Here is a 25,530-nt window from a genome sequence, read left to right as displayed (position 1 = left end):
TTTGTCGGCCTGCTCGAAGGATGCGTAAATATACTTGATGGTTTTGGGTAAAGGAAACGAAAAAATTAGAAAGTGATTCGATTGAATTTTTTGCGCACCATTGAATGCTGGAAGGCATTAATTCGCTTTCCATTCGACTGTTTGTTTTCGTAGTTTTAATCTATTAACGATCTCGGCGGTGCGCGGAAACTACGAATCAGGGTGGAGCGTGGCGCGCTCGGTACAATGCAGCGACGATCCGTCAAATCGATTGCCGCAAGGAGGCCAGCCCATGCCACGAGCCCTGTTCCATATCGCGCCGCTGCGCGCCATGCTGCTGCTGTTCGCCGCCGTCTTCGTGCTCGGCGGTTGCGCGGGTCTGACGCGCGAGCCGGTGAGCGTGACCGTCGCCGGGCTCGATCCGCTGGTCGGCCAGGGCCTCGAGATGCGCTTCAGCCTGAAACTGCGCGTGCAGAACCCGAATGACACGCCGATCGAATACGACGGCATTTCGGTCGCACTCGAACTGAACGGGACGCCGTTCGCGAGCGGCGTGAGCGATCGCGCGGGCGTCGTGCCGCGCTTCGGCGAGGCCGTGATCGACGTGCCCGTTTCGGTGTCGGCGTTCGCCGCCGCGCGGCAGGCGTGGAACCTGCCCGGCGCGGCGGCCAACGGCGAGTTGCCGTACGCGCTGCGCGGCCGGCTCGCGGGCGGCGTGCTCGGCAGCGTGCATTTCCGCGATGCGGGCACGTTGCGCATGCCGGCGATGCCGGGGTGGGGCGGGTAGGCTGCCTGCGCAATGCCAGGGCGGTCGCCCGTGCTTTGCCGCGCGGGCAAAGCGCGGTATGGTGTGGTCCGCGCGGCGCGCTCCTGTAGCGCCGCCTGTCTGAAGCCAACCGTAGCCGAGCTCGCGTGACCGATTTCCCCGTTTTCCACTGGACCGACGCCGACGGCGCCGAACATGCCGTGCGCTGGCGCTCCGAAGCCGGCGTGCAGCCGCCCAGGCGCGCCGTGCCCGCCGACGACCGCCTCACCGCCGACGCCGCGTACCGCCACGCGTGCGAGGGCACCGCGCTCGTCTGGCAGGGCGACTTCCAGAACGCGCGCCAGCTCGTGCAGGCGATGGCGCGCCGCGTCGAACGCAAGCCGAAGAAGGCGAAGGCCGCGGTGGGCGTCGACGCATTCAACCTGCATCGCCTCGCGCAATCGCAGCGTGCCCGCACGCTCGGGATGCTGCTGATCCCGCTCGACGCCGACTACACGATCCCGCTGCGCCGCGCGCCCGACGTGCGTGCAGCGTGCGAGGAAGCATACGGCCCGGGCGGCGCGCCGTCGGTCGTGTCGCTGCGCGAGCTGCTCGGCCTCGTCGGCGCGCACGAATGGCGCAAGAAGGGCGTGCCGATTCCGGCGCTCGGCGGCGCGCCGATCCATCCGCATTACGGTGTGTTTTCGCCGGTGCGCGGCGAATACGTCGAACTCGTCGCGCGCACGCCGCTGCCCGCGACGTCGCTCGCGTTCGACATCGGCACGGGCACCGGCGTGCTCGCGGCCGTGCTGGCGTCGCGCGGTGTCGAGCGCATCGTCGCGACCGATCAGGATCCGCGCGCGCTCGCATGCGCTCGCGAGAACGTCGCGCGGCTCGGTCATGCCGAGCGCGTCGAGGTCGTCGAAGCCGACCTGTTTCCGGCCGGCCGCGCGCCGCTCGTCGTCTGCAACCCGCCGTGGGTGCCGGCCCGTCCGAGCGCGCCGATCGAATACGCGGTCTACGATCCTGACAGCCGCATGCTGCGCGGTTTCCTCGCGGGGCTCGCCGACCATCTCGAACCGGGCGGCGAAGGCTGGCTGATCCTGTCCGATTTCGCCGAACATCTCGGCCTGCGGCCGCGCGATACGCTGCTGCAATGGATCGACGAAGCCGGGCTCGTCGTGCTCGGCCGCGAAGACATCCGCCCCGCGCACCCTAAGTCGGCCGACGCGGACGACCCGCTGCACGCGGCACGCCGCGCCGAGGTCACGTCGCTCTGGCGGCTCGGCGCGCGAGCCTGATCGCGTATTTTCGGTAAACTGTCGCCATTCCTCACGAATTCCCGCCGCCGGGCCGTGGTCGACCGACCGTGGCCCGGCGACGCTTCACGATGTCGAACAAGACCTACGAAATCCGTCCGGAGCAGTCCATCGAGCTGCTGAAGGAGCTGCACATCCTCACCCGCGACGGCAAGCTGAACCAGGACAGCCGCCGCAAGCTGAAGCAGGTCTATCACCTGTTCCAGTTCATCGAGCCGCTACTCGCGAGCGTGCAGGCCGACAAGGGCGGCGTGACGCTCGTCGATCACGGCGCCGGCAAGTCGTATCTCGGCTTCATCCTGTACGACCTGTTCTTCAAGCAGCAGCCGGGGCACGGCACACCGGCGTTCGCGTCGCACGTGTACGGGATCGAGACGCGCGAGGAGCTCGTCGCGCGTTCCACCGAACTCGCCGCGCGACTCGGATTCGGCGGCATGTCGTTCCTGAACCTGTCGGTCGCCGATTCGATCACGTCGCCGAAGCTGCCCGAAACGGTCGATGTCGTCACCGCGCTGCATGCATGCGACACGGCAACCGACGATGCGATCCGTTTCGCGCTCGCGAAGCGCGCGCAGCACATCGTGCTGGTGCCGTGCTGCCAGGCGGAAGTCGCGGGCGTGCTGCGCAGGAACAAGGGCAAGTCGCTCGCGAACGCGCTGACCGAAGTGTGGCGGCATCCGCTGCATACGCGCGAATTCGGCAGCCAGATCACCAATGTGCTGCGCTGCCTGCAGCTCGAGGCGCACGGCTATCAGGTCAGCGTGACCGAGCTGGTCGGCTGGGAACATTCGATGAAGAACGAGCTGATCATCGCGCAGTACAAGAACCTGCCGCGCCGCAAGCCCGGCGAGCGGCTGAACGAGATCCTCGGCATGTTCGGGCTCGCCGAACTGAACGAGCGCTTCTTCGCGCCGGTGCCCGCGGCGGGCGAGGCCGTCGAGCAGGCCCCGGACTGAGGCAGGCCGACTCGCGGCCCGTTTGCCGCGCGGCGGACGGCCGGCGCGCGACGCGTCAGACGTCGTCGCCCGGCCGGCGCATCCATTCACGCCAGCCGTCGTGGCCGAGGCGGCGCAGCGTTTCCTGGTTTTTCTCGTAGATCGCGGACGCGTCCGGGAACGCGTCGACCGCGCGTGCGATGCTGTCCTCGCGCAGCAGGTGCAGGATCGGATACGGCGCGCGGTTCGTGTAGTTCTCGATGTCGTCGGCTTCGCTGCCTTCGAACCGGTACTCGGGATGGAAGCTCGCGATCTGCAGCACGCCGTCGAGCCGCAGTTGCCGCACGAGCCGGTCGGCGAAGAACAGCGCGTCGTTGTAGTCGACGAAATCAGCGAACGCGCGCGGATAGATCACGAGCGTCGTGTCGACCTGCTGCGGATCCGCCGCTTCGAGCGCGCGCAACTCGGTTTCGAGGTCGGCGAGCGCGTCCTCGAGCGTCGTCGCTTCGCTGATCGCATAGCGCACCTGATCCTTCACGTAGACGCTCTTCGCGAACGGGCACAGATTGAGCCCGATCACCGCGCGCGCGAGCCAGTGCCGCGTGGCGGCGAGGATGTCGTCGTGCGAATCGGGGCGGGTATCGGTCATGGCGAGGGCAGTCGGGCAAGGCGGAAGCGAGGGCCGCATTGTAGCGGGAGCGGGCACGCGGGGTTCGGGCGTGCGCCGCCTGTCACGCGCAGGCGGCTTCGATCAGTTGCGTGACCAGCGCGGGCGCGGTGCCGATCGGCGTTTCGCCGTGCCGGTAGGTCTGGCTGGCCGCGTAGATGCCCTCGACCACGAGCGCGAGCGCATCGGCCAGCGCTTTCGGCTGCCGGGCGCCTGCGCATTCGCATAGCTCGACGAGCCGCTTCATCAGCCGCTCCTTGTTTTGCGCGACGCGTTCGCGCGCCGGATGCGACGCATCGGGGAATTCGGCCGCGACGTTGACGAACGGGCAGCCGCGATAGTCCTTCTGCGTCGCGCGCTCCGCGAGATCGACGAAATACTGGATCAACTGCGCCTTCGGCTGGCCGGGATGCTTCGCGACGCTCGAATCGAGGCGCTCGAAGAAGCACGCATCCATCCGTTCGAGATACGCGAGGATCAGCTCGTCCTTCGACGAGAACTGGCGGTACAGGCTCATCTTGTTGACGCCCGCGCGTTCCACGACCGCTTCGACGCCGACCGCGCGCACCCCTTCCTTGTAAAACAGCTCCTCGGCGGCGCGTAGCAGGTGTTCCTGCGCGGCGGCCGCGGCGATCGGCTGGCGCGTGCGACGTGCCGGCGGCTTGTTGGCGGCCTCGATGCCCGACATGATGACCCTCGACTGCGTGATGAATTGCTTGACATGTTACCGACTGGTCACTACGATCGCAACACACTTGTGACCGAGCGGTAACAATGCCGGCCGGATCGACAGACAGATGCCAGGTATCGGCCCCGGTCAGCCGATGCAGCATGCGGCGGAGGTGGCCTGGTGGTGACGCGGGGCCGGCGCGCGGGTGCCGGCCCGCCAATTGGAGAGCGACGACATGAACTGGGCAGTGACACGAATCGGCGGGCGTTTCCACTATGGATGGCTCGCGGCGGCGGTGGTTTTCCTGATCCTGCTGGCCGCGGCCGGGACGCGTGCGACACCGAGCGTGCTGATGGTGCCGCTCGAGCGCGAACTCGGCTGGAGCCGCGCGGCGATTTCGCTGGCGATTTCGGTGAACATTGCGCTGTACGGCCTGACGGGCCCGTTCGCGGCCGCCGCGATGCAGCGCTTCGGGCTGCGGCCGACGATCCTGACCGCGCTGGTGACCATGAGCGCGGGCGTCGCGCTGTCGTCGATGATGACGCAGAGCTGGCAGATGGTCGTGATCTGGGGCCTGATGGTCGGCTGCTCGACCGGCGTCGTCGCGCTGACGCTGTCGGCGACCTTCGTCACGCGCTGGTTCCATGCGCGGCGCGGCCTGGTGATGGGCATCCTCACGGCGAGCACGGCCACCGGTCAGCTCGTGTTCCTGCCGATGCTCGCGGCGATCGCGCAGCGTCATGGCTGGCGGCCGGTCGTGCTGGTCGTCGCGGTGGCGGCCGCGATCGTGATTCCGCTGGTCGCGTTCCTGCTGCCCGAGCGGCCGGCCGACGTGAAGCTGCGCCCCTACGGCGAGCCGGCCGACGCGCCGGCCGCGCCCGACGCGACGAAGGAGAACCCGCTCGCGGTCGCGTTCCGCACGCTGCTGACGGCGAGCCGCTCGCGCGACTTCTGGCTCCTGTTCTTCAGCTTCTTCATTTGCGGCGCGAGCACCAACGGCTATGTCGGCACGCACCTGATCGCGATGTGCAGCGACTATGGGATGACCGAAGTGCAGGGCGCATCGCTGCTCGCCGCGATGGGTGTATTCGACCTGTTCGGCACGACGCTGTCGGGCTGGCTGTCCGACCGCTACGACAACCGTGTGCTGCTGTTCTGGTACTACGGGCTGCGCGGGCTGTCGCTGATCTACCTGCCGCATGCGTTCGGCATCGATTTCTTCGGGCTGCCGCTTTTCGCGATGTTCTACGGGCTCGACTGGATCGCGACCGTGCCGCCGACGGTACGGCTCGCCACCGACGTGTTCGGCAAGGCCGCGGCGCCGGTCGTGTTCGGCTGGATCGTCGCCGGCCACCAGCTCGGCGCGGCGTTCGCGGCGCTCGGCGCGGGGCTGCTGCGTGCGAGCCTCGGCACCTATACGATCGCGTCGATGATCTCGGGCGGGCTCTGCATCATCGGCGCGCTGATCGTGCTGCGGATCAACCGCGGCCCGTCCCGCGCGGCCGCGCAGGCCGCCTGAGCGCGGCGCTTCGGCCGGCCCATGCACGGGTGCGTCCGGTCAATGCGGGATCCGTGATTTGCATTGCGCGGGATGATCGGGCGCGTGACGCCTCAAGCGGTTATGCTTTCGGTTCGCCGGGCGTTCGCGCCCCTTCATCGATGTCAGCGAGGAACCGCATGTCCGTCAAACCTGCTCCCACCACTGTTTCGATTCACGACCTGATCGCCGGCCGCTGGAGCCCGCGCGCGTACTCGGACGAGCCGATCAGCGCCGCCGATCTGCACGCGGTGCTCGAAGCCGCTCGCTGGGCGCCGTCCGCGTACAACGCCCAACCGTGGCGCTTCATCGTGTTCGATCGCACGCAGGACGAAGCGGCGTTCAAGCGCGCATTCGCGACGCTGGTGCCGTTCAACCAGGGCTGGAACGCGCCGGCGCCGGTGCTCATCGCCGTGACCGCGCACACGCTCACGCCGAAGGGCGAGCCGGCGCCGACCGCGCTGTACGACGCGGGCGCGGCCGCGATGTCGCTGGTGCTGCAGGCGCACGCGCTGGGTCTTGCTGCACACCAGATGAGCGGTTTCGACGCGAAGGCGTTCCGCGACGCATTCGAGATTCCGGCCGACGTCGCGATTCCGGCGATCATCTCGCTCGGCCACTACGGCAACGTAGACAAACTCGATCCGGTGCTGCGCGATCGCGAAAAGGCGCCGCGCACGCGTCATGCGATCGGCGAAGTCGTCTATGCGGGCGCCTGGAAGAAGGGTTTCGACGCCGCAGCCTGATCCGCAATCGGGCAGGCGCTCGTCGAGCACGCTGTCCGCGGCAGTTGCGCGCGCGCAGCACGCGGGCGGCGTGGTGGCGCTGGATGACCCGTCCGCACCCGTCGCCGGTGCGCCGCGGGGGCGCCTGATCGCGACCCCGGGCCGGTTGCGCCGGCATCGGTGGGCGATCCGGTTGTGATCCGGCGGGCTTCATGATAAAAAGCCCGTCCTTTCCGTTTTCGCGCCGGCCCTGCTGCGGCACCTTCCCATGACTTACTGCGCGATCGATTTCGGCACGTCCAATTCCGCCGTGGCGCTGCCCGACGGCGATGGCATGCGCCTCGCGCCCGTCGAGGGCGACCACCTGACGCTGCCCACCGCGATCTTCTTCAACAACGACGAGCAGACGGTCGAGTACGGCCGCGCGGCGCTGGCCTCCTATATCGACGGTTTCGACGGCCGCCTGATGCGCTCGATGAAGAGCATCCTCGGCTCGCCGCTCGCGGAAACCACGACCGATCTCGGCGACGGCAGCGCGATGGCGTACACGGAGATCATCGCGCGTTTCCTGACGCACCTGAAGCGCAAGGCCGAAGCGCGCGCCGGCGCGCCGATCGGGCGCGCGGTGCTCGGCCGGCCGGTGTTCTTCGTCGACGACGATGCGCGCGCCGACCGCCTCGCGCAGGACCAGCTCGAAGCGGCCGCGCGATCGGTCGGTTTTACGGACGTGCATTTCCAGTACGAGCCGATCGCGGCCGCGTTCGACTACGAGTCGCGCCAGCAGGCCGAGCGGCTCGTACTGGTCGCCGACATCGGCGGCGGCACGTCCGACTTCTCGCTGGTGCGCGTCGGGCCGGAGCGGATGGCGCGCCTCGAACGCAAGGACGACGTGCTTGCTCACCACGGCGTGCACGTCGCGGGCACCGATTACGACCGCCGCGTCGAGCTGGCGGCGATCCTGCCCGCGTTCGGCTACCGCGCGCTCGATCCCGAGGGGCGCGAGCTGCCGAACCGGATCTACTTCGACCTTGCGACCTGGCACCTGATCAACACGGTCTACACGCCGAAGCGGCTGGGCGAGCTGAAGCTGATGAAGCATCTGTACCAGGACGTACGGCAGTACGACCGGCTCACGCGCGTGGTCGAGCAACGGCTCGGGCATGCGCTGATGGCGCGCGCGGAAGAAGCGAAGATCGGCGTGGCGGCGGGCGGGGAGACGATGATCGACCTGAACGACGTGGAAGAGGATCTGCAGATCGCGTTCGACGCCGAACGTCTCGTCGATGCGAGCGTCGACGACACCGCGCGCATCGTCGACGCCGCGCGCGAAACGGTACGGCTTGCGGGCGTCGCGCCGCGCGATGTCGGCGCGCTGTATTTCACCGGCGGCTCGACCGGGCTCGCGTTCCTGTCGGGTGCGCTCGCCGGCGCATTCCCGGACGCGCAGCCGGTATTCGGCGATCGCCTCGCGAGCGTCGCGACCGGGCTCGGCATTCACGCGCAGCGGCTGTTCGGCTGAGCGAAGGCCATTCGGGTCGGCGGTGGCCGCAAGGCGGCCCGCGCCGGAAAACAAAAAGCCCCGCCGAAGCGGGGCTTTTTTACACGAAATATCGCGCCGAACTTAGACCGGACGGATGTTCGCAGCTTGCAGACCCTTCGGGCCCGTCTTCACTTCGAATTCAACCTTCTGGTTTTCTTGCAGCGTCTTGAAGCCTTCGACGCGGATTTCCGAGAAGTGCGCGAACAGATCGTCGCCGCCGCCTTCCGGGGTGATGAAGCCGAAGCCCTTTGCGTCATTGAACCACTTGACGGTACCGGTTGCCATGTTACTTGTTCCTAAAAAGATAAAACGGGGCCGAGGCCCATGGGTGCGGAAAATCAAGGAAGGGGGTAATAGGACCAACCGGAGTACCGTTGATGGGCGAACTACGAAAGAACCAATTCACTCGCCGCTTGAAATCCTGCAACGTTGTTTATACGGCTATTCGGTCGCGCGGTCAACCGTATTTCCATGCACTCAGGGTTATTGCGGGGTTCAGGTTTACAAACCTTGCAAACGATGCGAATTTTTTGTAGGGGCCGAACGATTTTGGCGCCAACTTGCAGGTGCAACCGTTAAACTACGCGCCGCGCGGAAGGGTTGCCCCGATCGGGTGATCCTTCCCCCCAAAATTGCATGCGCGGTGCTATCCGAGCCGATCCCGGACAGCAGGCCGACCATGCTTTTTGAGACATAGGAGAGGATGTGAAGAGTTCTATTCAACGGAACATCGGCCCGTTTGCACTGATGCTGACGGGGCTGGGTTCGATTATCGGCTCGGGCTGGCTGTTCGGCGCCTGGAAGGCTGCGAAGATTGCCGGCCCGGCAGCGATTTGCGCATGGATCATCGGCGCGGTCGTGATTCTCGCGATTGCACTGACGTATGCCGAACTGGGCGCGATGTTCCCCGAGTCGGGCGGCATGGTGCGCTACGCGCGCTACTCGCACGGTTCGCTGGTGGGCTTCATCAGCGCGTGGGCGAACTGGATCGCGATCGTATCGGTGATTCCGATCGAAGCGGAAGCATCGATCCAGTACATGAGCACGTGGCCGTATCCGTGGGCGCACGCGTTGTTCGTGAACGGCGAGCTGACGACCCCCGGCCTGCTGCTATCCGCCGTGCTGGTCGTCATCTACTTCATGTTGAACTACTGGGGCGTCAAGGCGTTCGCGCGTGCGAACACCGCGATCACGATCTTCAAGTTCCTGATCCCCGGCCTCACGATCCTTGGCCTGATGCTGTCGAGCTTCCACCCGGAAAACCTCGGCACCGCGTCGAATGCGAGCTTCGCGCCGTATGGCTGGTCGGCCGTGCTGACCGCGGTCGCGACGAGCGGCATCGTGTTCGCGTTCAACGGCTTCCAGAGCCCGGTGAACCTGGCCGGTGAAGCGCGCAATCCGTCGCGCAGCGTGCCGTTCGCGGTGATCTCCTCGATCCTGATCGCACTCGTGATCTACGTGCTGCTGCAGATGGCGTACATCGGCTCGGTGAATCCGGCCGACGTCGCAAAGGGCTGGTCGCACTTCAACTTCTCGTCGCCGTTCGCGGAACTCGCGATCGCGCTGAACCTGAACTGGCTCGCGATCCTGCTGTATGTCGACGCGTTCATCAGCCCGAGCGGCACCGGTACGACCTACATGGCGACGACCACCCGCATGATCTACGCGATGGAGCGCAACAACACGATGCCGAAGATGTTCGGCAACGTGCATCCGATCTACGGTGTGCCGCGCCAGGCGATGTGGTTCAACCTGCTCGTGTCGTTCATCTTCCTGTTCTTCTTCCGCGGTTGGAGCTCGCTCGCGGCGGTGATCTCGGTCGCGACGGTGATCTCGTACCTGACCGGCCCGATCAGCCTGATGGCGCTGCGCCGCGCGGCGACCGACATCGAGCGTCCGCTGTCGATCCCGCTGATGAAGCTGATTGCACCGTTCGCGTTCGTCTGCGCGTCGCTGATCCTGTACTGGGCGAAGTGGCCGCTGACGGGCGAAATCATCCTGCTGATGATCGTCGCGCTGCCGGTGTATTTCTACTTCCAGGCGAAGTCGGGCTGGACCGGCTGGGGCGCCGACCTGAAGGCCGCGTGGTGGCTGGTCGCGTACCTGCCGACGATGGCCGTGCTGTCGCTGATCGGCAGCAAGGAGTTCGGCGGTCACGGCGTGCTGCCGTACGGCTGGGACATGCTGATCGTCGCGGCCATCTCGCTGGTGTTCTACTTCTGGGGCGTGAATACGGGCTACCGGACGCAGTATCTCGACGAGCGCGAGTCGCACGACGAGATCCTCGAAGGGGTCGGTGCCTGACGCGTGACTCGCCACCGGAATCGGCGGTGGCGGAAAGCGTAAAAAGAGCCCGTCCGAGCGCTGCTCGGGCGGGCTTTTTGTTTGCGGCCGCCGGCTTTGTCGCCGGATTCAGGCGGCTGCGCTCGCGAACACGTAGTTCGTCATCGCGAGCACGCGTTGATACGTGCCGAGCGACTGGATGCCGAGCTGATAGTCGTCGTCGGCCGCGCCGAGCGCGGTGAACACCGGCAGCAGGTGTTCGTCGGTCGGATGCATCAGCGTCGCGTGCGGCGCCTGCCGGCGATAGTCGAGCAGCGCGTCGACATCGCGCGCGGCGAGCTTCGCCTCGAACCAGTCGGTGAATTCCGCGACGCGCGGGTCCGCATCCTCGGGCGCCGCGCTGAAATCGGCCGCGCGCAGGTTGTGCGTGATCTGGCCCGAGCCGATCACCATCACGCCTTCGTCGCGCAGCGGCCGCAGCGCGCGGCCGAGTGCGAAGTGATGGGCTGCGTCCGCGCGGGGCTGGATCGACAACTGCGCGACGGGCACGTCAGCCTCCGGGAACATCAGCAGCATCGGCACCCACGCGCCGTGGTCGAGGCCGTGCTCGGTCGTCGCGGTCGCGATGCCGGCCGCGTTCAGCAGCGCGGCCGCCCGTTCGGCGACCTCGGGTGCGCCGGGTGCCGGGTACCGGATTTCGTACAGCGCGCGCGGGAAGCCGTAGAAGTCGTGGATCGTTTCAGGATGCGCGGCCACGCTCGCGACCGGCTGTTGCGTGCCCCAGTGCGCGGACAACATCAGCACCGCGCGCGGGCGAGGCAATTCGGCGCCGAGGTGCGTGAACGCACCGGACGGCAGTGTCGGGTCGATCGGCAGGGTAGGGGCGCCGTGGGACAGGTAAAGCGAGGGCAAGCGGTTCATGGTGGGGAGCCTGCAAAAAGGGATTTGCCTGTGACTATAGACGCACACCAATCATTGATAAATCGGCTTAGCGGAATTTGATTGAATCGTGTGAGTTGATAATTCGGCCGGCTTCGGGCGTTCGGCGGCAGGCGACGGCTCGAGGTTGCCGGATCGAGCGGGAAGACGGCGGAATCAGCGAAGATGCGTGAAGAACGACGCCGGAGCGCCGTGTCGAGCGGCTTACCCTGCCGGCCTGATGCCGGCCCACGGCGTCGTCATCGGTGCACTGAGTGCGAACAGGTCGAGCACGCGGGTGACGGTCTGGTCGACGAGTTCCTCGATCGTCTTCGGCATCGCGTAGAACGCGGGTAGCGGCGGAAACACGATGCCGCCCATTTCGGTCACGGCGGTCATGTTGCGCAGATGCGCGAGGTTGAACGGCGTTTCGCGCACCATCAGCACGAGACGGCGGCGTTCCTTCAGCGTGACGTCGGCCGCACGCGTGATCAGGTTGTCCGACAGGCCGTGCGCGACGCTCGCGAGCGTCTTCATCGAGCAGGGCGCGATCACCATGCCATCGGTCGCGAACGAACCGGATGCGATCGTCGCGCCGACATCGCGCACCGAATGCACGACATCCGCCCGGCTTTCGACCTCGGCCTTGGGCAGCTTCAGTTCATGCTGGATATTGAGCCAGCCGGCGTTCGAAACCAGCAGATGCGTTTCGACGCCGCCGGCGGCGCGCAGCAATTCGAGCAGCCGCACGCCATAGACTGCACCGGTGGCGCCGGTGATCGCGACGATCAGCCGGCGTGGCGGCGCACTGGGAGATGCCATCGGGAAGGGGGTGTTACGCGGCGGCGAACAGTTGCTGCAGTTCGCCGGACTGGTACATCTCCATCATGATGTCCGACCCGCCGATGAATTCGCCCTTCACGTACAGCTGCGGGATGGTCGGCCAGTTCGAGAATTCCTTGATGCCCTGGCGGATTTCGTCGTCCTCCAGCACGTTGACCGTCTTGAACTGGTCGACGCCGCAGGCCTTCAGCACCTGCACGGCGCGGCCCGAGAAGCCGCACATCGGGAATTGCGCGTTGCCCTTCATGAAGAGCACGACCTGGTTTTCGTCGACGATTTGCTTGATACGTTGTTGGGTGTCCATGACTGACCTTGCGTTTGCGGGGCGTTAGAACGAAATGATAGCGGATTTCAACCGGGCGGGCCGGCCATCAGCCGGGCAGGCGGCCACCCGTCGTGCGTTCGATCGCGGCCAGATCGGCGAGCGACTGGACCGAAATGAAGCCGCGTGACACGAGCAAGGCGCGCACGGCTTCGGCCTGGTCGTAGCCGTGCTCGATCCATAGCGTGCCGCCGGGTCTCAGGTAGGCGCCGGCGCCCGCGACGATCGTGCGGATCGCGCTGAGACCGTCGGCATCGTCGGTGAGCGCGCCGCGCGGCTCGAACCGCAGGTCGCCCTGCGCGAGGTGCGGATCGTGCTGCGCGATGTACGGCGGGTTGCTGACGATCGTGTCGAACGCGAGTGCCGGATCGAGCGCGGCGTACCAGTCGCTCTGCAGCCAGTGCAGCGGGCCGCCGGGGCGGCGCGCGTCGAGCAGCTTGTTCGCGTTGCGTTGCGCGACTGCGAGCGCGGCCGGCGAACGGTCGAGCGCCCATACGCGCGCGTCGGGCCGTTCGGCCGCGATCGACACGGCGATCGCGCCGCTGCCGGTGCCCAGATCGAGCACCGTCGGATGCGGCCGTCCGTCGATCGCGTCGAGCGCGGCTTCGACGAGCAGTTCGGTTTCGGGGCGCGGGATCAGCACGTCGGGCGTCACGTCGAACGGCCGGCCGAAGAACTCGCGCATCCCGACGAGCTGCGCGACCGGCTCGCCGGCGACGCGGCGCGCTTCGAGCGCGCGATAGCGTTCGACCGCGGCAGCGTCGAGCGGCACGTCGCCGCGCGTGATCAGTTGCGTGCGGGTCCAGCCGAGCGCGTGCGCGAGCAGCACGCGCGCATCGACCGCGTCGAGCGGCGACGCGCGCAGCAGATCGTCGGCAGTGGTGTCGGGCATCGCGATCTCAGTCGGCGTCGCCGAGCGACGCGAGCAGTTCGGCCTGGTGCTCGCTGACGAGCGCGCTGATCAGTTCGTCGAGATCGCCGTCCATCAGCGCCTCGAGCCGGTACAGCGTCAGGTTGATCCGGTGGTCGGTCATCCGGCCCTGCGGGAAGTTGTACGTGCGGATCCGCTCCGAGCGGTCGCCGGAGCCGATCAGGCTCTTGCGCGTCGCGGCTTCCTTCGCGTGCTGCTCGTGATACTGCTTGTCCTTGATGCGCGCGGCAAGCACCTTCAGCGCGCGATCCTTGTTCTTGTGCTGCGAACGGTCGTCCTGGCATTCGACGACGATTCCGGTCGGGATGTGCGTGACGCGCACCGCCGAATCGGTCTTGTTGATGTGCTGGCCGCCCGCGCCGGATGCGCGGAACGTGTCGATCCGCAGGTCGGCCGGATTGATCTCGACCTCGCCGATCTCGTCGGCTTCCGGCATCACCGCGACCGTGCACGCGGACGTATGGATGCGCCCCTGCGTCTCGGTCGCCGGCACGCGCTGCACGCGATGGCCGCCCGACTCGAACTTCAGGCGCGAATACGCGCCCTGGCCGGCGATCCGCACGATCACTTCCTTGTAGCCGCCGAGATCCGACGCGCTCTCCGACATCATCTCGACCTGCCAGCGCTGGCGTTCCGCGAAGCGCAGGTACATGCGCAGCAGGTCGCCCGCGAACAGCGCCGATTCGTCGCCGCCCGTGCCCGCGCGGATTTCGAGGAAGATGTTGCGGTCGTCGTTCGGATCCTTCGGCAGCAGCATTTTCTGCAGCTCGACCTCGAGGCGGGCCATGCTCTCTCGCGCGCTGCGGATCTCGTCTTCGGCGAAATCGCGCATCGACGGATCGGCGAGCAGCTCCTGCGCGGCGGTTTCGTCGTTGCGCGACTGGCGCCACAGCGCGTACTGCTCGACGACCGGGCCGAGTTCCGCATGTTCGCGCGTCAGCTTGCGGTACTGGTCGAGATCGGCCGTGACGTTTTCGCGGCTCAGCAGGTCGTTCAGTTCGGCCAGCCGTGTGGACAGCTGGTCGAGCTTGCGTTGCATGCTCGTCTTCATGGTGTGGAGCGGCGCTCCCGGGGCAAGGGTATTCGGAAAGGATAGGCCGGCGGCAGGACAACGACCGGCCGGCGGCAGAGCAACCGGCCGGCGCTAGTGGCCAGACTGGTCGTTCGAGCGCGGCGCGTGCTGGTAGAAGCCGCGCATCAGGTCGATCAGCGAATCGCGGTCGGCGCCGTTCACGCGGTTGAGCGCGCTCGTCGGGCCGTGGATCAGCTTGTTGGTGAGCGCCTGCGACAGCGCTTCGAGGACTGCCGCCGGATCGTCGCCGCGCGCGAGCAGCTTTTGCGCCTTCTCGACTTCCGCGCGGCGCAGCGCGTCGGCCTGCGTATGCATGTGACGAATCACCGGCACGACGCTACGCGTGTCGAGCCACTGCATGAAATTCTGCACACGCGTCTCGATGATCGTCTCGGCTTGCGCAACCGCGGCCTGGCGCGATGCGTTGCCTTCGCGCACGATCGCGCCGAGATCGTCGACGGTGTAGAGGAATACGTCCTTCAGCTTGCCGACTTCCGGCTCGATGTCGCGCGGCACCGCGAGGTCGACCATGAAGATCGGCCGATGGCGGCGTGCCTTCACCGCGCGTTCGACCGCGCCGAGGCCGATGATCGGCAGCGTCGACGCGGTGCACGACACGATGATGTCGAATTCGTGCATGCGGGCGGGCAGATCCGACAGCGGCATCGCGCGGCCGTTGAAGCGTTCGGCGAGCCGCTGGCCGCGTTCGGCCGTGCGGTTCGCGACGACGAGCTCGCGCGGGCTCTGCGCGGCGAAGTGCGTCGCGCACAGCTCGATCATCTCGCCGGCGCCGATGAACAGCACGCGCTGATCCGATACCTTTTCGAAGATGCGCTGCGCGAGGCGGACGGCCGCGGCGGCCATCGACACCGATTGCGCGCCGATCTCGGTCGTGCCGCGCACTTCCTTCGCGACGGCGAACGTCCGCTGGAACAGCTGGTTCAGGTAGGTGCCGAGCGCGCCGGCTTCGGTCGCGGTGCGCACCGCGTCCTTCATCTGGCCCAGAATCTGCGTTTCGCCGAGCACCATCGAGTCGAGGCCCGACGCGACGCGGAATGCGTGCCGGACGGCTTCCGACTGTGGCAGCGCGTAGACGTGCGGTGCGAGCTCGTCGACCGGAATCCGGTGGTACTCCGACAGCCAGCGAATCGCCCCCTCGCGTGCGGCCCGATCATCGGTCGCGCAATAGAGTTCGGTGCGGTTGCAGGTGGAGAGAATCGCCGCTTCGGGCGAATTGGGCGCCTGGGGGCCGAGGAACACGTTCTTGAACGTGACGAGAGCCGGCTTGATTTGCTCGAGCGGAAACGCCACGCGTTCGCGCAGGGCGACAGGCGCAGTGTGGTGATTGATTCCGATCGTGAGGAGTTGCATATCGAGGGCTATCGTTTAGCGCCATATTATAGCGTTTCGGTGATTTCCTCACTCGCGGCATACCGGGCATCAGCGTGGCGTGGCCTCGAATTTGGGGGCTCGATCGGCACGCGGTCGAGCTGATAGCCGTAGCCGTAGAGCGGCAGAAGCCGGTAGCCATGCTCCGGAAGCAGCTGCAGCTTGCTGCGCAGCCGGGACGCGTGCGTGTCGAGCGTGCGCGACTTCATGTCGCGGCGGCGGGCCCACACGGTTTCGAGGATATGGGCGCGCGACACGGGCCGGGACAGGTTCGCGAACAGCAGTTGCGCGAAGCGGAACTCCTTCGGCGTCAGCGAGACGACCACGTCGCCGAAGCGCACGAGGCCGTGGGTCGCATCGAATGCGTATTCTCCATACATTTCGCGGGAGCGATTCGGCGGCCGCCGGACGCCAGCGCGCCGGCTCAGCGCATTCACCCGTGCGAGCAGCTCGGGCCCGCTCACCGGGCGCACGAGGCAGTCGTCGGCGCCCGCGTGCAGGCATGACACGACTTCGCTTTCGCGCGGCAGCTGCATCACGGCGATGGCCGGCAGGCCGGGCAGGATCGCTTGCGCACGCGGAATGACCTCCTCGGCCGGCTGATCGCCGGCCCAATTGCAGGTGATCAGCATGTCGCAGGTGTCGGTAGCGAGCCACTCGAAGAACGCGGTGCTGGACGGAAACGTGTGGCACACGTGACCGCCGGCGAAGAGGAGGCGGTTCAGGAGCGCAGCATGACGTGCTTCCGGATCGATCAGGGCGATTCGCATGAGGATTTCTTCAATACGGCTGCCGGAGCGCGCTTGCCATAACGTCGGGTCGGCCCCTACACTCGAATGTTCGCGGCGCCCGGCTGGTCTCGGGTTCGATGGATGAATCGATGCTAGTCGCTGGCAACGTTCACGCCTATGGGACGAATCTGAATTTATAGAAGGCGTCGAATGAACTGGTTTGGAATCCTTGTCCTGGGAGCGGCCGTCGGGCTGTTCGGCCGGTGGCTGCATCCGATGCGGCGCACGGGCCGGCCGGCATGGTGGATCGCGGTGCTCGTCGGCATCGCAGGCGCCGCCGCCGCGCGCATGGCCGGCAATCTCTCTGGACTGTTTTACGATGGCGAAACGCTCGAATGGCCGGTCTGCACCGGTGTCGCGTTCCTCGCCGTAGCCGTGACGGTCGCGGTGTCTGCCCGTCGCTGAAAGCTCTCAGGTGAAATCATGAATGCCCGTCTCCCCGAAGTCTCGTCGGTGCCGGCCCGCCTCGCGCTGCTGCGCGGTGCGATGGTCCGCGAGGACCTGGCCGCCTATCTCGTGCCGTCCGCCGATCCTCACCTGTCCGAGTACCTGCCCGAACGCTGGCAGGCGCGCCGCTGGCTGTCCGGTTTCACGGGCTCGGTCGGCACGCTGGTCGTGACCGCGGATTTCGCGGGCTTGTGGGTCGACAGCCGTTACTGGGTGCAGGCCGAGGCGGAACTCGCCGGCACGGGCGTCCAGCTGATGAAGATGACGGGCGGCCAGCAAAGCGCGCCGCATGTCGACTGGCTCGCTCAGAACGTGCCGGCCGGGGCGACGGTCGGTGTCGACGGCGCCGTGCTCGGCGTCGCGGCAGCACGCGCGCTGACGGCCGCGCTGAACGCGCGCGGCATCGCGCTGCGCACCGATCTCGACCTGCTCGACGCGATCTGGCCGGAGCGCCCGGGGCTGCCGGGCGACGCGGTGTTCGAGCACGTGGCGCCGCAGGCCGACACGACGCGCGCAAGCAAGCTCGCCGAAGTGCGCCGCGCGATGCACGCGCAGGGCGCGCAATGGCATTTCGTGTCGACGCTCGACGATCTCGCGTGGCTGTTCAACCTGCGCGGAGCCGACGTCAACTTCAACCCGGTGTTCGTCGCGCACGCGATGATCGGCGCCGATCGCGCGACGCTGTTCGTCACCGACGGCAAGGTGTCGCCGGCGCTGGCCGCGTCGCTCGCGCAGGACGGCGTCGACGTTCGCGCGTATGACGCCGCGCGCGCGGCGCTCGCGGCGCTGCCCGACGGCGCGACGCTGCTGATCGACCCGCGCCGCGTGACGTTCGGCACGCTCGAGGCCGTGCCGGCCGGCGTGAAGCTGGTCGAGGCCGTGAACCCGTCGACGTTCGCGAAGTCGCGCAAGACGTCCGCCGAGATCGAGCACGTGCGCGTGACGATGGAGCACGACGGCGCCGCGCTCGCCGAATTCTTCGCGTGGTTCGAGCAGGCGGTGAGCCGCGAGACGATCACCGAGCTGACGATCGACGAGCAGCTCACTGCCGCGCGCGCACGGCGCCCCGGCTACGTGTCGCCGAGCTTCGCGACGATCGCCGGCTTCAACGCGAACGGTGCGATGCCGCACTATCGCGCGACGCCCGAGTCGCACGCGACGATCGCCGGCGACGGCCTGCTGCTCGTCGATTCGGGCGGCCAGTACGTGACCGGCACGACCGACATCACGCGCGTCGTGCCGGTCGGCACTGTCAGCGATCTGCAGCGCCGCGATTTCACGATCGTGCTGAAGTCGATGATGGCGCTGTCGCGAGCGCGCTTCCCGCGCGGCATCCGCTCGCCGATGCTCGACGCGATCGCGCGTGCGCCGATGTGGGCGGCCGGGCTCGACTACGGTCACGGCACCGGCCACGGCGTCGGCTACTTCCTGAACGTGCACGAGGGCCCGCAGGTCATCTCGCACTACGCGCCGGCCGAGCCGTACACCGCGATGGAAGAGGGGATGATCACGTCGATCGAGCCGGGCGTGTACCGGCCCGGCAAATGGGGCATCCGGATCGAGAACCTGGTCGTGAACCGCGCGGGCGGGCAGACCGAGTTCGGCGACTTCCTCGCGTTCGAGACGCTGACGCTCTGTCCGATCGACACGCGCTGCGTGCTGGTCGAGATGCTGCATGAAGAGGAGCGCGCGTGGCTGAACACGTATCACGCGACCGTGCGTGAGCGCGTCGGCCGGCACGTGAGCGGCGATGCGAAGGCGTGGCTCGACGCGCGCACGCAGCCGATCTGACGCCAGGCGCAACGAGCGACAACGGCCGCACGACGGCCGGACCATGATCGAGAGGGCAACCGATGGCAGACACCGCAGTGATCGTGATCGACATGCAGCGCGGGCTGGTGCAGCGGGCGCGGCCCGCGTACCGGCTCGACGACGTCGTGTCGGGCATCAACCGGCTGACGGCGGCGGCGCGCGCGGCGAACGCGCCCGTGTGCTTCGTGCAGCACGACGGCGACGCGGACGACGATATCGTTCCCGGCACGCCCGGCTGGGAACTGCACGAGGAACTGATCGTCGGTCGTGCCGACTGGCGCATCCGCAAGCAGATGAGCGATTCGTTCCACGACACGCCGCTCGCCGCGCAGCTCGACGGCCACGGCATCCGCTCGGTGCTGATCTGCGGCTATGCGACCGAGTTCTGTGTCGATTCGGCTGCACGCCGCGCGGCACTGCTCGGCTATCGGACGACCGTCGTGTCCGACCTGCACACGACGAACGAGCGCACGCACCTGTCGGCCGCACAGATCGTCGCGCATCACCACTTCGTGTGGGAAAACAATACGCTGTCGGGCAATTCGGTGACGCCGCGTCCGCTTGCCGACGTGCTCGCCGCGGAGTTCGCATGACGATCAAGGCGGTGGTGTTCGATTTCGGCGGCGTGCTGATCGACTGGAGCCCCGAGTATCTGTACCGGCAACTGATTCCGGACGAAGCCGAGCGCCGCTGGTTCCTCACGCACGTGTGCGCGATGGAGTGGGTGATCCGCCAGGACGGCGGGCAGACGATCGACGAAGGGACGAGCGAGCTCGTCGAGAAGTTTCCGGCGCACGAAGCGCTGATCCGCGCGTTCTACGCGCGCTGGCACGAGATGATCGGCGGCGTGCTCGACGAAGGCGCCGCGCTCGTCGACCGGCTCGATGCGCAGGGAATGCCGCTCTTCGGGCTGACCAACTGGTCCGCGCAGACGTTTCCGTATGCGTGGGACAACTTCCCGGTGCTGCGGCGCTTCAAGGACATCGTCGTGTCGGGCCGCGTGAAACTCGTGAAACCCGATCCGGCGATCTACCGCGAAATGCATGCGCGGATCGATCCGTTCCTGCCGTGCATCGCGCCGCACGAACTCGTGTTCATCGACGACAATGCGAAGAACGCGGCGGCCGCGACGGCGCTCGGCTGGCACGGCATTCATCACACGAGCGCGGCCGCGACCGAGGCGCGTTTGCGCGAGCTGGGCGCGCTCGCGTAGTCTTCCGGCAGACGACGGCAGACGGATGCAAAAAAGCGGGCCACGAGCCCGCTTTTTCGTTTTGCGGAGCCGGCAGCGGCCGCTTTCTGCATCCGGCTCCGCGTGGCCGGGTGCACGGGCCGCTCCGTTCAGCGGCTGATCGGCTTGTAGCGCAGACGCTTCGGCTTCGCGGCTTCCTCGCCGAGACGCGCACGCTTGTCGGCTTCGTATTCCTGGTAGTTGCCGTCGAAGAACGTGACCTGCGAATCGCCTTCGAACGCAAGGATGTGCGTCGCGATCCGGTCGAGGAACCAGCGATCGTGCGAGATCACCATCACGGAGCCCGCGAATTCGAGCAGCGCGTCTTCCAGCGCGCGCAGCGTTTCGACGTCGAGGTCGTTCGACGGTTCGTCGAGCAGCAGCACGTTGCCGCCGGAGATCAGCGTCTTCGCCAGGTGCAGGCGGCCGCGTTCGCCGCCGGACAGGTTGCCGACGATCTTCTGCTGGTCGCCACCCTTGAAGTTGAAGCGGCCGATGTACGCCCGCGACGGCGTTTCGTACTTGCCGACCGTCAGCACGTCGGCGCCGCCCGAGATTTCCTCGAACACCGTCTTCGAGCCGTCGAGCGCGTCGCGGCTCTGGTCGACGTACGCGAGCTTCACGGTCGGGCCAAGCACGACTTCGCCCGAATCCGGTTGTTCCTTGCCGGTCAGCATCTTGAACAGCGTCGACTTGCCGGCGCCGTTCGGGCCGATGATGCCGACGATCGCGCCGGCCGGAATCTTGAAGTTCAGGTTGTCGATCAGCAGGCGGTCGCCGAACGACTTGCTGACGTTCTTGAACTCGATCACTTCATTGCCGAGGCGGTCGCCGACCGGAATGAAGATTTCCTGCGTTTCGTTGCGCTTCTGGTATTCCTGGCTGTTCAGCTCCTCGAAGCGCGCGATACGCGCCTTCGATTTCGCCTGGCGACCCTTCGGGTTCTGGCGTACCCACTCCAGTTCCTTCTTGATCGCCTTCTGGCGCGCCGATTCCGACGCTTCTTCCTGCTTCAGGCGCTCTTCCTTCTGGTCGAGCCAGCTGCTGTAGTTGCCCTTCCACGGAATGCCGTGGCCGCGGTCGAGTTCGAGAATCCACTCGGCCGCATTGTCGAGGAAGTAGCGATCGTGGGTGACGGCGACGACCGTGCCCGGGAAACGCACCAGAAACTGCTCGAGCCAGTCGACCGATTCGGCGTCGAGGTGGTTGGTCGGTTCGTCGAGCAGCAGCATGTCCGGCTTCTCGAGCAGCAGCTTGCACAGTGCAACGCGGCGCTTTTCGCCGCCCGACAGGTGCTCGATCTTCGCGTCCCACGGCGGCAGGCGCAGCGCGTCGGCGGCCACTTCGAGCTGCTGCTCGGGGCTGCCGCCGTCGCTCGACGCGAGGATCGCTTCGTACTTCGCCTGCTCGGCCGCGAGTGCGTCGAAGTCGGCGTCCGGTTCCGCATACGCGGCGTAGATTTCCTCGAGCTTCTTGTTCGCCTGGAACAGGTCGCCAAGGCCTTCCTCGACGGCTTCGCGCACCGTCTTCGTCGGGTCGAGCTGCGGTTCCTGCGGCAGGTAGCCGATGTTCAGGTTCGGCATCGGCGTCGCTTCGCCTTCGATGTCCTTGTCGACGCCCGCCATGATGCGGATCAGCGTCGACTTGCCCGAGCCGTTCAGGCCGAGCACGCCGATCTTCGCGCCGGGAAAGAACGACAGCGAGATGTCCTTCAGGATCTGGCGCTTGGGCGGCACGATCTTGCCGACCCGGTTCATCGTGAAAACGTATTGGGCCATTCGGGTGTGAAAGTCAGAAAAGGTTAAGACGGCCGCGCAGCTCGCGGGCGTGCGTGGCGTCGGGAAATTCGGTACGGAGCGTGCCGCGCGGGGCGCGGCGGTGTCGCCGCGGGTTGGCGGCGCGAGCGCGTATTGTACTTCGCCGCCGGCTGCCGCTGGCACCGCGCAGGCCATCCGGCCGACCCGCGTTCACAGCCACGCGGCGACGCCGCCGTGCCCCGAGCAGGTGCCGCGCCGATGGCGGCTGAAACTGTACGTGCCGTCGCGACAGCGCGCGCTCGCGCCCTCGGGCACGCGGCCCGATTTCGAACGGGCCGGCGCATGGATGGTGTCGCCGTCGCGATTGCGGTACGTGTCGTGCCGGTCGAGGTCGGCTTCGTTAGCGTAGCCGGGCGACGCGCGATACGCGTGCGCCGCGAGCGGCAGGGCGGCACACGCGACGAACAGCGCGGCCGACAGGGTCGCGATGCGCGTCATGCGGCGAAGCAGGGCAGGCATGGTCGCTCTCCGGATGTCGTTGTCGGGTGCGGGCTGCATGTTAGCCGATCGGCCGAAGATCGTTGCCGCAGCCCAGAGGGGCAGCGACGCTACGCCGCGCCGGTCATCGATGCCGCGCCGTCGGCCTGTGCGGCCTCGAGAATCCATCGGCGGAACGCGGCGACTTTCGCGCGTTCCGCATGATGCGGCGGATAGACGAGGTAGTACGCGAAATCGTCGAGCCAGGCGACGTCGGCAAGCTGCACGAGCCGGCCGCTCGCGAGCTCGTCGCGCACCATCGCCGCCGGCAGCAGGCCGGCGCCCTGGCCGGCGAGGATCGCCTGCAGCAACAGGCCGGAATCGTCGAACGCGGGGCCGCGCGGCGGGCCGAAATCAGCGATTCGCTGCGCGTCGAACCAGATGTGCCAGCCCTTGCGCTCGGCGTCGTGCAGATGCGGCCATCCGGCCAGGTCGGCGGGTGTGGCCGGAAGGCCCAGCCGCGCGACGAGTGCCGGCGCCGCCAGCGCGACGATCTCCACGGTGAGCAACCGTTCGCTGCATAGCCCGATGTAGCGGCCGAGACCGTGGCGGATCGCGACGTCGACGCCGTCGCGCGAGAAATCGGCGAGCGCGTGGCTCGTGACGATCTGCAGGTCGACGTCCGGGCACGCGTCGCGGAACTGCGCGAGGCGCGGCACGAGCCACGCGGACGCAAAAAACGGTGTGACGCTCACCGTCAGCACGCCGCTGTCGGCGGCCCCCGACACACGCTGCGACGCGTCGGCGATCTGCCGGAACGCGTTGCGCACGGGCGGCAGGTAGTCGCGGCCCGCGGCGGTCAGCAGGATGCCGCGATTCACGCGCTCGAACAGCTGTACGCCGAGATGCGTCTCGAGCGTGCGGATCATCTGGCTCACCGCCCCCGGCGTGACCGACAACTCCTCGGCCGCCGATTTCACCGACAGGTGGCGGGCGGCCGCCTCGAACGCACGCAACGCGTTGAGTGGTGGCAGGCGTGAGCGGATCATTGAGTTTTTCTAAAGCGAAAGACCGATGAAATATCGTTTGAGGCGACGAGCGTGCACGAGTACCGTTGTTGCATTGAATCGTATCCGTGGTGAGCGGGTTTTGCGCTGTCGATGCGATCAACATAGTTCAACTATATCCATGAGGCAATCCGGATGCCGTGCGGCGTCCGGCGGAACCTGAAAGGAGGATCGTCATGAGCAGCCTGCGCGCATCGCGCGTCTTCTACGGCTGGTATGTGGTGGCGGCCGCATTCGCCGTCACGTTCGTCGGCTTCGGCAGTGCGTACACGTTCAGCGCGTTCGTCGAATCGCTGCAGCGTGATTTCGCGGCATCGCGCGGGCAGATCTCGCTCGTGTTCTCGCTGGCCGGCTTCCTGTATTTCGGCTTCGGCATCGTCAGCGGCCCGCTTGCCGATCGCTTCGGCTCACGGCGGCTCGCCGTCGCCGGCATGTTGCTGACGGCAGCGGGTCTCGCGGCGGCCGGTGCCGCGCATACGCTGCTGCAGGTCTATGTCGCGTACGGGCTCGGTGTCGGCCTCGGCGTCGGCTGCGCGTACGTGCCGGCCGTCGGCGCCGTGCAACGCTGGTTCGTGCGGCGGCGCGGCTTCGCGTCGGGGCTCGCGGTCGCGGGGATCGGCGTCGGCACGCTCGTGATGCCGCCGCTCGCATCCACGCTGATCGCGCACGTCGGCTGGCGCGGCGCGTACGTCACCCTCGCGGCGATCGCGGTAGTGGTGGGCGCGGGCATGTCGCTGCTGATCGAGAACGATCCGCGCGGGCGCGGATTGCTGCCCGACGGCGATGCGGCGCGTGCGCAATCGCGCGATGGGCAGCCCGGTGCCACTTCATCGGTGCCCGCCGGCGCGACCGTGCGCGAAGCCGTCACGTCGCGACCGTTCGCGAGCTTGTATGCGGCATGCCTCGTCTGCTCGTTCGGTGTGTTCGTGCCGTTCGTGCATCTCGTGCCGTACGCGCTCGATCACGGCGTCGCGCAGTCGACGGCCGTGCTGCTGCTCGGCGCGATCGGCGTCGGCAGCACGGCAGGGCGCTTCTTCCTCGGCGGCGTCGCCGACCGCTTCGGCCGCCGCGCGTCGCTGCTCGCGATGTTCGCAGGCATGGCGGCCGCGCTCTTGGCGTGGGCCGGTGCCGGAAGCGTCGCGACGCTGGCCGCGTTCGCACTCGTGTTCGGCGTGTTCTACGGCGGCTGGGTCGCCGTGCTGCCGGCCGTCGTGATGGACTACTTCGGCGGCCGCAACGTGAGCGCGATCATCGGCATGCTGTACACGAGCGTCGCGTTCGGCACGCTGATCGGGCCTGCCGCCGCCGGTTTCATCTACGACGCGGGCGGCGGCTATCTCGTGCCGATCCTGGCCAGCGCGGCCGCGAATGCGATCGCGTTCGCGATCGTTGCCGCCACGGGGCGCGCGCCGGTAGCGGCGTGCGCGGCGGGCCGCTAGACGCGCGTCGCCGGGCGCGCAGCCAGACGCCGCTCGGCTAGGCGCCATCCCCGATTTCCGCTACGGTGTCCGGGACGTCGATCACCAACGGGCGGAGGCGCATCGTGACATTCGACGAAGTTCGGCAGGTCGTGCTGGCATGGCGGGGTGTCGAGGAAGGCAAGTCGTACGGCACGCCCGCACTCAGGGTGAAGGGCAAGATGCTCGCGCGCCTGCGCGAGGACGGCGACACGCTCGTCGTGCGGGGCGTCGGCCCCGACGAGCGGGCGTGGCTGATCGAATCGGAGCCCGACGTGTATTACGTGACCGATCACTATGCGGGCTGGCCGATCGTGCTGGTGCGCTTGTCGGCCGCGCATCCTGACGCCGTGAAAAACCTGCTTCTGCGAGAATGGCGCGCGATCGTGCCGGCCAAATGGCGGGACGCAGGGCCGGGCGGCGCGACCTGAGCATCCGGCGCAGCGCCTGCGCGGCACACAAACCACCTTGACGGAATGCGTCCGTTGCGATGTCGGGCGGGCATGTCTCACCGCGCGTTTCCCGATCCGGCGGCTCATGAGCGGACGCCGAACCGGACCAAGCGTTGCATCGGTTCGCATCGATGCAACAAGTGGTTCCATCGAAATTCTTCAAT

At 67.3% G+C, this 25,530-nt stretch carries 26 protein-coding genes; 13 read left to right on the top strand and 13 right to left on the bottom strand.

Translation table 11 applies throughout. The features are described 5' to 3' along the window. Positions 1–271: 271 nt before the first annotated feature. The 3 genes from LGM71_RS30425 (at position 272) to LGM71_RS30415 (ending at position 2,999) form a co-directional block, all read left to right on the top strand. Positions 272–766, top strand: a complete 495-nt coding sequence (locus tag LGM71_RS30425; protein ID WP_124629101.1) for an LEA type 2 family protein — start codon at positions 272–274, stop codon at positions 764–766. 125 nt (positions 767–891) lie between these two features. Next, entirely contained in the window at positions 892–2,025 is a 1,134-nt protein-coding gene (locus LGM71_RS30420; protein ID WP_226118188.1) for a methyltransferase, read from the top strand. 89 nt (positions 2,026–2,114) lie between these two features. Next, positions 2,115–2,999 (top strand): class I SAM-dependent methyltransferase, encoded by an 885-nt coding sequence (locus LGM71_RS30415; protein WP_226118186.1) that lies wholly within the window; start codon positions 2,115–2,117, stop codon positions 2,997–2,999. 55 nt (positions 3,000–3,054) lie between these two features. On the opposite strand, the gene LGM71_RS30410 is transcribed toward LGM71_RS30415, so the two are convergent. Together LGM71_RS30410 and LGM71_RS30405 are read right to left on the bottom strand one after the other, a co-directional pair. Then, positions 3,055–3,627, bottom strand: a complete 573-nt coding sequence (locus LGM71_RS30410) for a DUF1415 domain-containing protein (protein ID WP_226118184.1) — start codon at positions 3,625–3,627, stop codon at positions 3,055–3,057. 82 nt (positions 3,628–3,709) lie between these two features. Next, positions 3,710–4,333 carry a TetR/AcrR family transcriptional regulator gene (locus LGM71_RS30405; protein ID WP_226118182.1) on the bottom strand — a complete coding sequence of 208 codons (624 nt, stop codon included), beginning with the start codon at positions 4,331–4,333 and terminating at the stop codon, positions 3,710–3,712. Positions 4,334–4,550: 217 nt separating this feature from the next. Between LGM71_RS30405 and LGM71_RS30400 the strand changes: the two genes are divergently transcribed. From LGM71_RS30400 to LGM71_RS30390, 3 genes are all read left to right on the top strand, one after another. Beyond that, entirely contained in the window at positions 4,551–5,834 is a 1,284-nt protein-coding gene (locus tag LGM71_RS30400) for an MFS transporter (protein WP_059607883.1), read from the top strand. Between the two features lie 158 nt (positions 5,835–5,992). Continuing rightward, the gene (locus LGM71_RS30395) at positions 5,993–6,598 is read left to right on the top strand and encodes a nitroreductase family protein (RefSeq protein ID WP_124629097.1); all 606 of its coding nucleotides are present in this window, start codon (positions 5,993–5,995) and stop codon (positions 6,596–6,598) included. A 247-nt stretch (positions 6,599–6,845) separates the two neighbouring features. Continuing rightward, positions 6,846–8,096, top strand: a complete 1,251-nt coding sequence (locus LGM71_RS30390; RefSeq protein ID WP_226118180.1) for an Hsp70 family protein — start codon at positions 6,846–6,848, stop codon at positions 8,094–8,096. Between the two features lie 102 nt (positions 8,097–8,198). Here the strand turns inward: LGM71_RS30390 and LGM71_RS30385 are convergent, their stop codons facing one another. Further along, positions 8,199–8,402 (bottom strand): cold-shock protein, encoded by a 204-nt coding sequence (locus LGM71_RS30385; RefSeq protein WP_006477070.1) that lies wholly within the window; start codon positions 8,400–8,402, stop codon positions 8,199–8,201. A gap of 420 nt (positions 8,403–8,822) precedes the next feature. Between LGM71_RS30385 and LGM71_RS30380 the strand changes: the two genes are divergently transcribed. After that, positions 8,823–10,421, top strand: a complete 1,599-nt coding sequence (locus LGM71_RS30380; RefSeq protein WP_124629094.1) for an APC family permease — start codon at positions 8,823–8,825, stop codon at positions 10,419–10,421. 108 nt (positions 10,422–10,529) lie between these two features. Here LGM71_RS30380 and LGM71_RS30375 read toward each other — a convergent pair whose 3' ends face one another. The 7 genes from LGM71_RS30375 to LGM71_RS30345 all read right to left on the bottom strand — a co-directional run bounded on the left by LGM71_RS30375 (position 10,530) and on the right by LGM71_RS30345 (position 16,645). Further along, positions 10,530–11,321 (bottom strand): DODA-type extradiol aromatic ring-opening family dioxygenase, encoded by a 792-nt coding sequence (locus LGM71_RS30375; protein ID WP_226118178.1) that lies wholly within the window; start codon positions 11,319–11,321, stop codon positions 10,530–10,532. A 222-nt stretch (positions 11,322–11,543) separates the two neighbouring features. After that, positions 11,544–12,140, bottom strand: coding sequence for a UbiX family flavin prenyltransferase (locus tag LGM71_RS30370; RefSeq protein WP_059607888.1), 597 nt, complete (start codon positions 12,138–12,140; stop codon positions 11,544–11,546). A 13-nt stretch (positions 12,141–12,153) separates the two neighbouring features. After that, positions 12,154–12,465, bottom strand: a complete 312-nt coding sequence (gene grxD / locus LGM71_RS30365) for a Grx4 family monothiol glutaredoxin (RefSeq protein WP_011883132.1) — start codon at positions 12,463–12,465, stop codon at positions 12,154–12,156. A gap of 67 nt (positions 12,466–12,532) precedes the next feature. After that, complete coding sequence (gene prmC, locus LGM71_RS30360; RefSeq protein ID WP_059607889.1) at positions 12,533–13,375, bottom strand: peptide chain release factor N(5)-glutamine methyltransferase; 843 nt, start codon at positions 13,373–13,375, stop codon at positions 12,533–12,535. 7 nt (positions 13,376–13,382) lie between these two features. After that, on the bottom strand, positions 13,383–14,465 hold the full coding sequence (gene prfA, locus LGM71_RS30355; protein WP_124629087.1) for a peptide chain release factor 1: 1,083 nt from the start codon (positions 14,463–14,465) through the stop codon (positions 13,383–13,385). Between the two features lie 93 nt (positions 14,466–14,558). After that, positions 14,559–15,857 carry a glutamyl-tRNA reductase gene (hemA, locus tag LGM71_RS30350; RefSeq protein WP_059607891.1) on the bottom strand — a complete coding sequence of 433 codons (1,299 nt, stop codon included), beginning with the start codon at positions 15,855–15,857 and terminating at the stop codon, positions 14,559–14,561. 26 nt (positions 15,858–15,883) lie between these two features. Continuing rightward, entirely contained in the window at positions 15,884–16,645 is a 762-nt protein-coding gene (locus LGM71_RS30345; protein WP_059607892.1) for a response regulator transcription factor, read from the bottom strand. A gap of 171 nt (positions 16,646–16,816) precedes the next feature. Here LGM71_RS30345 and LGM71_RS30340 point away from each other — a divergent pair, with 171 nt between their 5' ends. The 4 genes from LGM71_RS30340 to LGM71_RS30325 all read left to right on the top strand — a co-directional run bounded on the left by LGM71_RS30340 (position 16,817) and on the right by LGM71_RS30325 (position 20,138). Beyond that, positions 16,817–17,071, top strand: a complete 255-nt coding sequence (locus tag LGM71_RS30340) for a hypothetical protein (RefSeq protein WP_059449757.1) — start codon at positions 16,817–16,819, stop codon at positions 17,069–17,071. Between the two features lie 18 nt (positions 17,072–17,089). Then, a complete protein-coding gene (locus LGM71_RS30335) occupies positions 17,090–18,904 on the top strand; it encodes an aminopeptidase P family protein (protein WP_226118176.1) in 1,815 nt (604 codons plus the stop codon). A gap of 62 nt (positions 18,905–18,966) precedes the next feature. Next, positions 18,967–19,518, top strand: coding sequence for a cysteine hydrolase family protein (locus LGM71_RS30330; protein ID WP_059682192.1), 552 nt, complete (start codon positions 18,967–18,969; stop codon positions 19,516–19,518). After that, positions 19,515–20,138, top strand: a complete 624-nt coding sequence (locus LGM71_RS30325; RefSeq protein ID WP_226118174.1) for an HAD family hydrolase — start codon at positions 19,515–19,517, stop codon at positions 20,136–20,138. The genes LGM71_RS30330 and LGM71_RS30325 overlap by 4 nt, the downstream gene beginning before the upstream one ends. Before the next feature lie 128 nt (positions 20,139–20,266). On the opposite strand, the gene ettA is transcribed toward LGM71_RS30325, so the two are convergent. From ettA to gcvA, 3 genes are all read right to left on the bottom strand, one after another. Then, complete coding sequence (ettA, locus tag LGM71_RS30320; protein ID WP_059465278.1) at positions 20,267–21,934, bottom strand: energy-dependent translational throttle protein EttA; 1,668 nt, start codon at positions 21,932–21,934, stop codon at positions 20,267–20,269. Positions 21,935–22,123: 189 nt separating this feature from the next. Then, positions 22,124–22,432, bottom strand: coding sequence for a DUF3761 domain-containing protein (locus LGM71_RS30315; RefSeq protein ID WP_226118172.1), 309 nt, complete (start codon positions 22,430–22,432; stop codon positions 22,124–22,126). A gap of 89 nt (positions 22,433–22,521) precedes the next feature. After that, positions 22,522–23,439, bottom strand: coding sequence for a transcriptional regulator GcvA (gene gcvA / locus LGM71_RS30310; protein ID WP_151048919.1), 918 nt, complete (start codon positions 23,437–23,439; stop codon positions 22,522–22,524). Positions 23,440–23,633: 194 nt separating this feature from the next. On the opposite strand from gcvA, the gene LGM71_RS30305 reads away from it, so the two are divergent. Continuing rightward, a complete protein-coding gene (locus tag LGM71_RS30305; RefSeq protein WP_226118170.1) occupies positions 23,634–24,896 on the top strand; it encodes an MFS transporter in 1,263 nt (420 codons plus the stop codon). Between the two features lie 104 nt (positions 24,897–25,000). Continuing rightward, positions 25,001–25,345 carry an MmcQ/YjbR family DNA-binding protein gene (locus LGM71_RS30300; RefSeq protein WP_059600634.1) on the top strand — a complete coding sequence of 115 codons (345 nt, stop codon included), beginning with the start codon at positions 25,001–25,003 and terminating at the stop codon, positions 25,343–25,345. Positions 25,346–25,530: the final 185 nt, after the last annotated feature.

It is taken from the genome of Burkholderia sp. AU33545, assembly GCF_020419685.1.
In the GTDB taxonomy this organism is placed as follows: Bacteria; Pseudomonadota; Gammaproteobacteria; order Burkholderiales; family Burkholderiaceae; genus Burkholderia; species Burkholderia diffusa.
This window is presented reverse-complemented; position numbering and strand designations above follow the sequence as displayed.

Bases quoted from the DNA above. Each gene is read 5' to 3' on its own strand.
- gcvA (WP_151048919.1), bottom strand. From the start codon at position 23,439: ATGATCCGCTCACGCCTGCCACCACTCAACGCGTTGCGTGCGTTCGAG.
- LGM71_RS30400 (WP_059607883.1), top strand. From the start codon at position 4,551: ATGAACTGGGCAGTGACACGAATCGGCGGGCGTTTCCACTATGGATGG.
- LGM71_RS30410 (WP_226118184.1), bottom strand. From the start codon at position 3,627: ATGACCGATACCCGCCCCGATTCGCACGACGACATCCTCGCCGCCACG.
- LGM71_RS30325 (WP_226118174.1), top strand. From the start codon at position 19,515: ATGACGATCAAGGCGGTGGTGTTCGATTTCGGCGGCGTGCTGATCGAC.
- LGM71_RS30405 (WP_226118182.1), bottom strand. From the start codon at position 4,333: ATGTCGGGCATCGAGGCCGCCAACAAGCCGCCGGCACGTCGCACGCGC.
- LGM71_RS30340 (WP_059449757.1), top strand. From the start codon at position 16,817: ATGAACTGGTTTGGAATCCTTGTCCTGGGAGCGGCCGTCGGGCTGTTC.
- LGM71_RS30375 (WP_226118178.1), bottom strand. From the start codon at position 11,321: ATGAACCGCTTGCCCTCGCTTTACCTGTCCCACGGCGCCCCTACCCTG.
- ettA (WP_059465278.1), bottom strand. From the start codon at position 21,934: ATGGCCCAATACGTTTTCACGATGAACCGGGTCGGCAAGATCGTGCCG.
- LGM71_RS30395 (WP_124629097.1), top strand. From the start codon at position 5,993: ATGTCCGTCAAACCTGCTCCCACCACTGTTTCGATTCACGACCTGATC.
- LGM71_RS30415 (WP_226118186.1), top strand. From the start codon at position 2,115: ATGTCGAACAAGACCTACGAAATCCGTCCGGAGCAGTCCATCGAGCTG.
- LGM71_RS30330 (WP_059682192.1), top strand. From the start codon at position 18,967: ATGGCAGACACCGCAGTGATCGTGATCGACATGCAGCGCGGGCTGGTG.
- LGM71_RS30305 (WP_226118170.1), top strand. From the start codon at position 23,634: ATGAGCAGCCTGCGCGCATCGCGCGTCTTCTACGGCTGGTATGTGGTG.
- prmC (WP_059607889.1), bottom strand. From the start codon at position 13,375: ATGCCCGACACCACTGCCGACGATCTGCTGCGCGCGTCGCCGCTCGAC.
- LGM71_RS30315 (WP_226118172.1), bottom strand. From the start codon at position 22,432: ATGCCTGCCCTGCTTCGCCGCATGACGCGCATCGCGACCCTGTCGGCC.
- prfA (WP_124629087.1), bottom strand. From the start codon at position 14,465: ATGAAGACGAGCATGCAACGCAAGCTCGACCAGCTGTCCACACGGCTG.
- grxD (WP_011883132.1), bottom strand. From the start codon at position 12,465: ATGGACACCCAACAACGTATCAAGCAAATCGTCGACGAAAACCAGGTC.
- LGM71_RS30385 (WP_006477070.1), bottom strand. From the start codon at position 8,402: ATGGCAACCGGTACCGTCAAGTGGTTCAATGACGCAAAGGGCTTCGGC.
- LGM71_RS30390 (WP_226118180.1), top strand. From the start codon at position 6,846: ATGACTTACTGCGCGATCGATTTCGGCACGTCCAATTCCGCCGTGGCG.
- LGM71_RS30335 (WP_226118176.1), top strand. From the start codon at position 17,090: ATGAATGCCCGTCTCCCCGAAGTCTCGTCGGTGCCGGCCCGCCTCGCG.
- LGM71_RS30425 (WP_124629101.1), top strand. From the start codon at position 272: ATGCCACGAGCCCTGTTCCATATCGCGCCGCTGCGCGCCATGCTGCTG.
- LGM71_RS30345 (WP_059607892.1), bottom strand. From the start codon at position 16,645: ATGCGAATCGCCCTGATCGATCCGGAAGCACGTCATGCTGCGCTCCTG.
- LGM71_RS30370 (WP_059607888.1), bottom strand. From the start codon at position 12,140: ATGGCATCTCCCAGTGCGCCGCCACGCCGGCTGATCGTCGCGATCACC.
- hemA (WP_059607891.1), bottom strand. From the start codon at position 15,857: ATGCAACTCCTCACGATCGGAATCAATCACCACACTGCGCCTGTCGCC.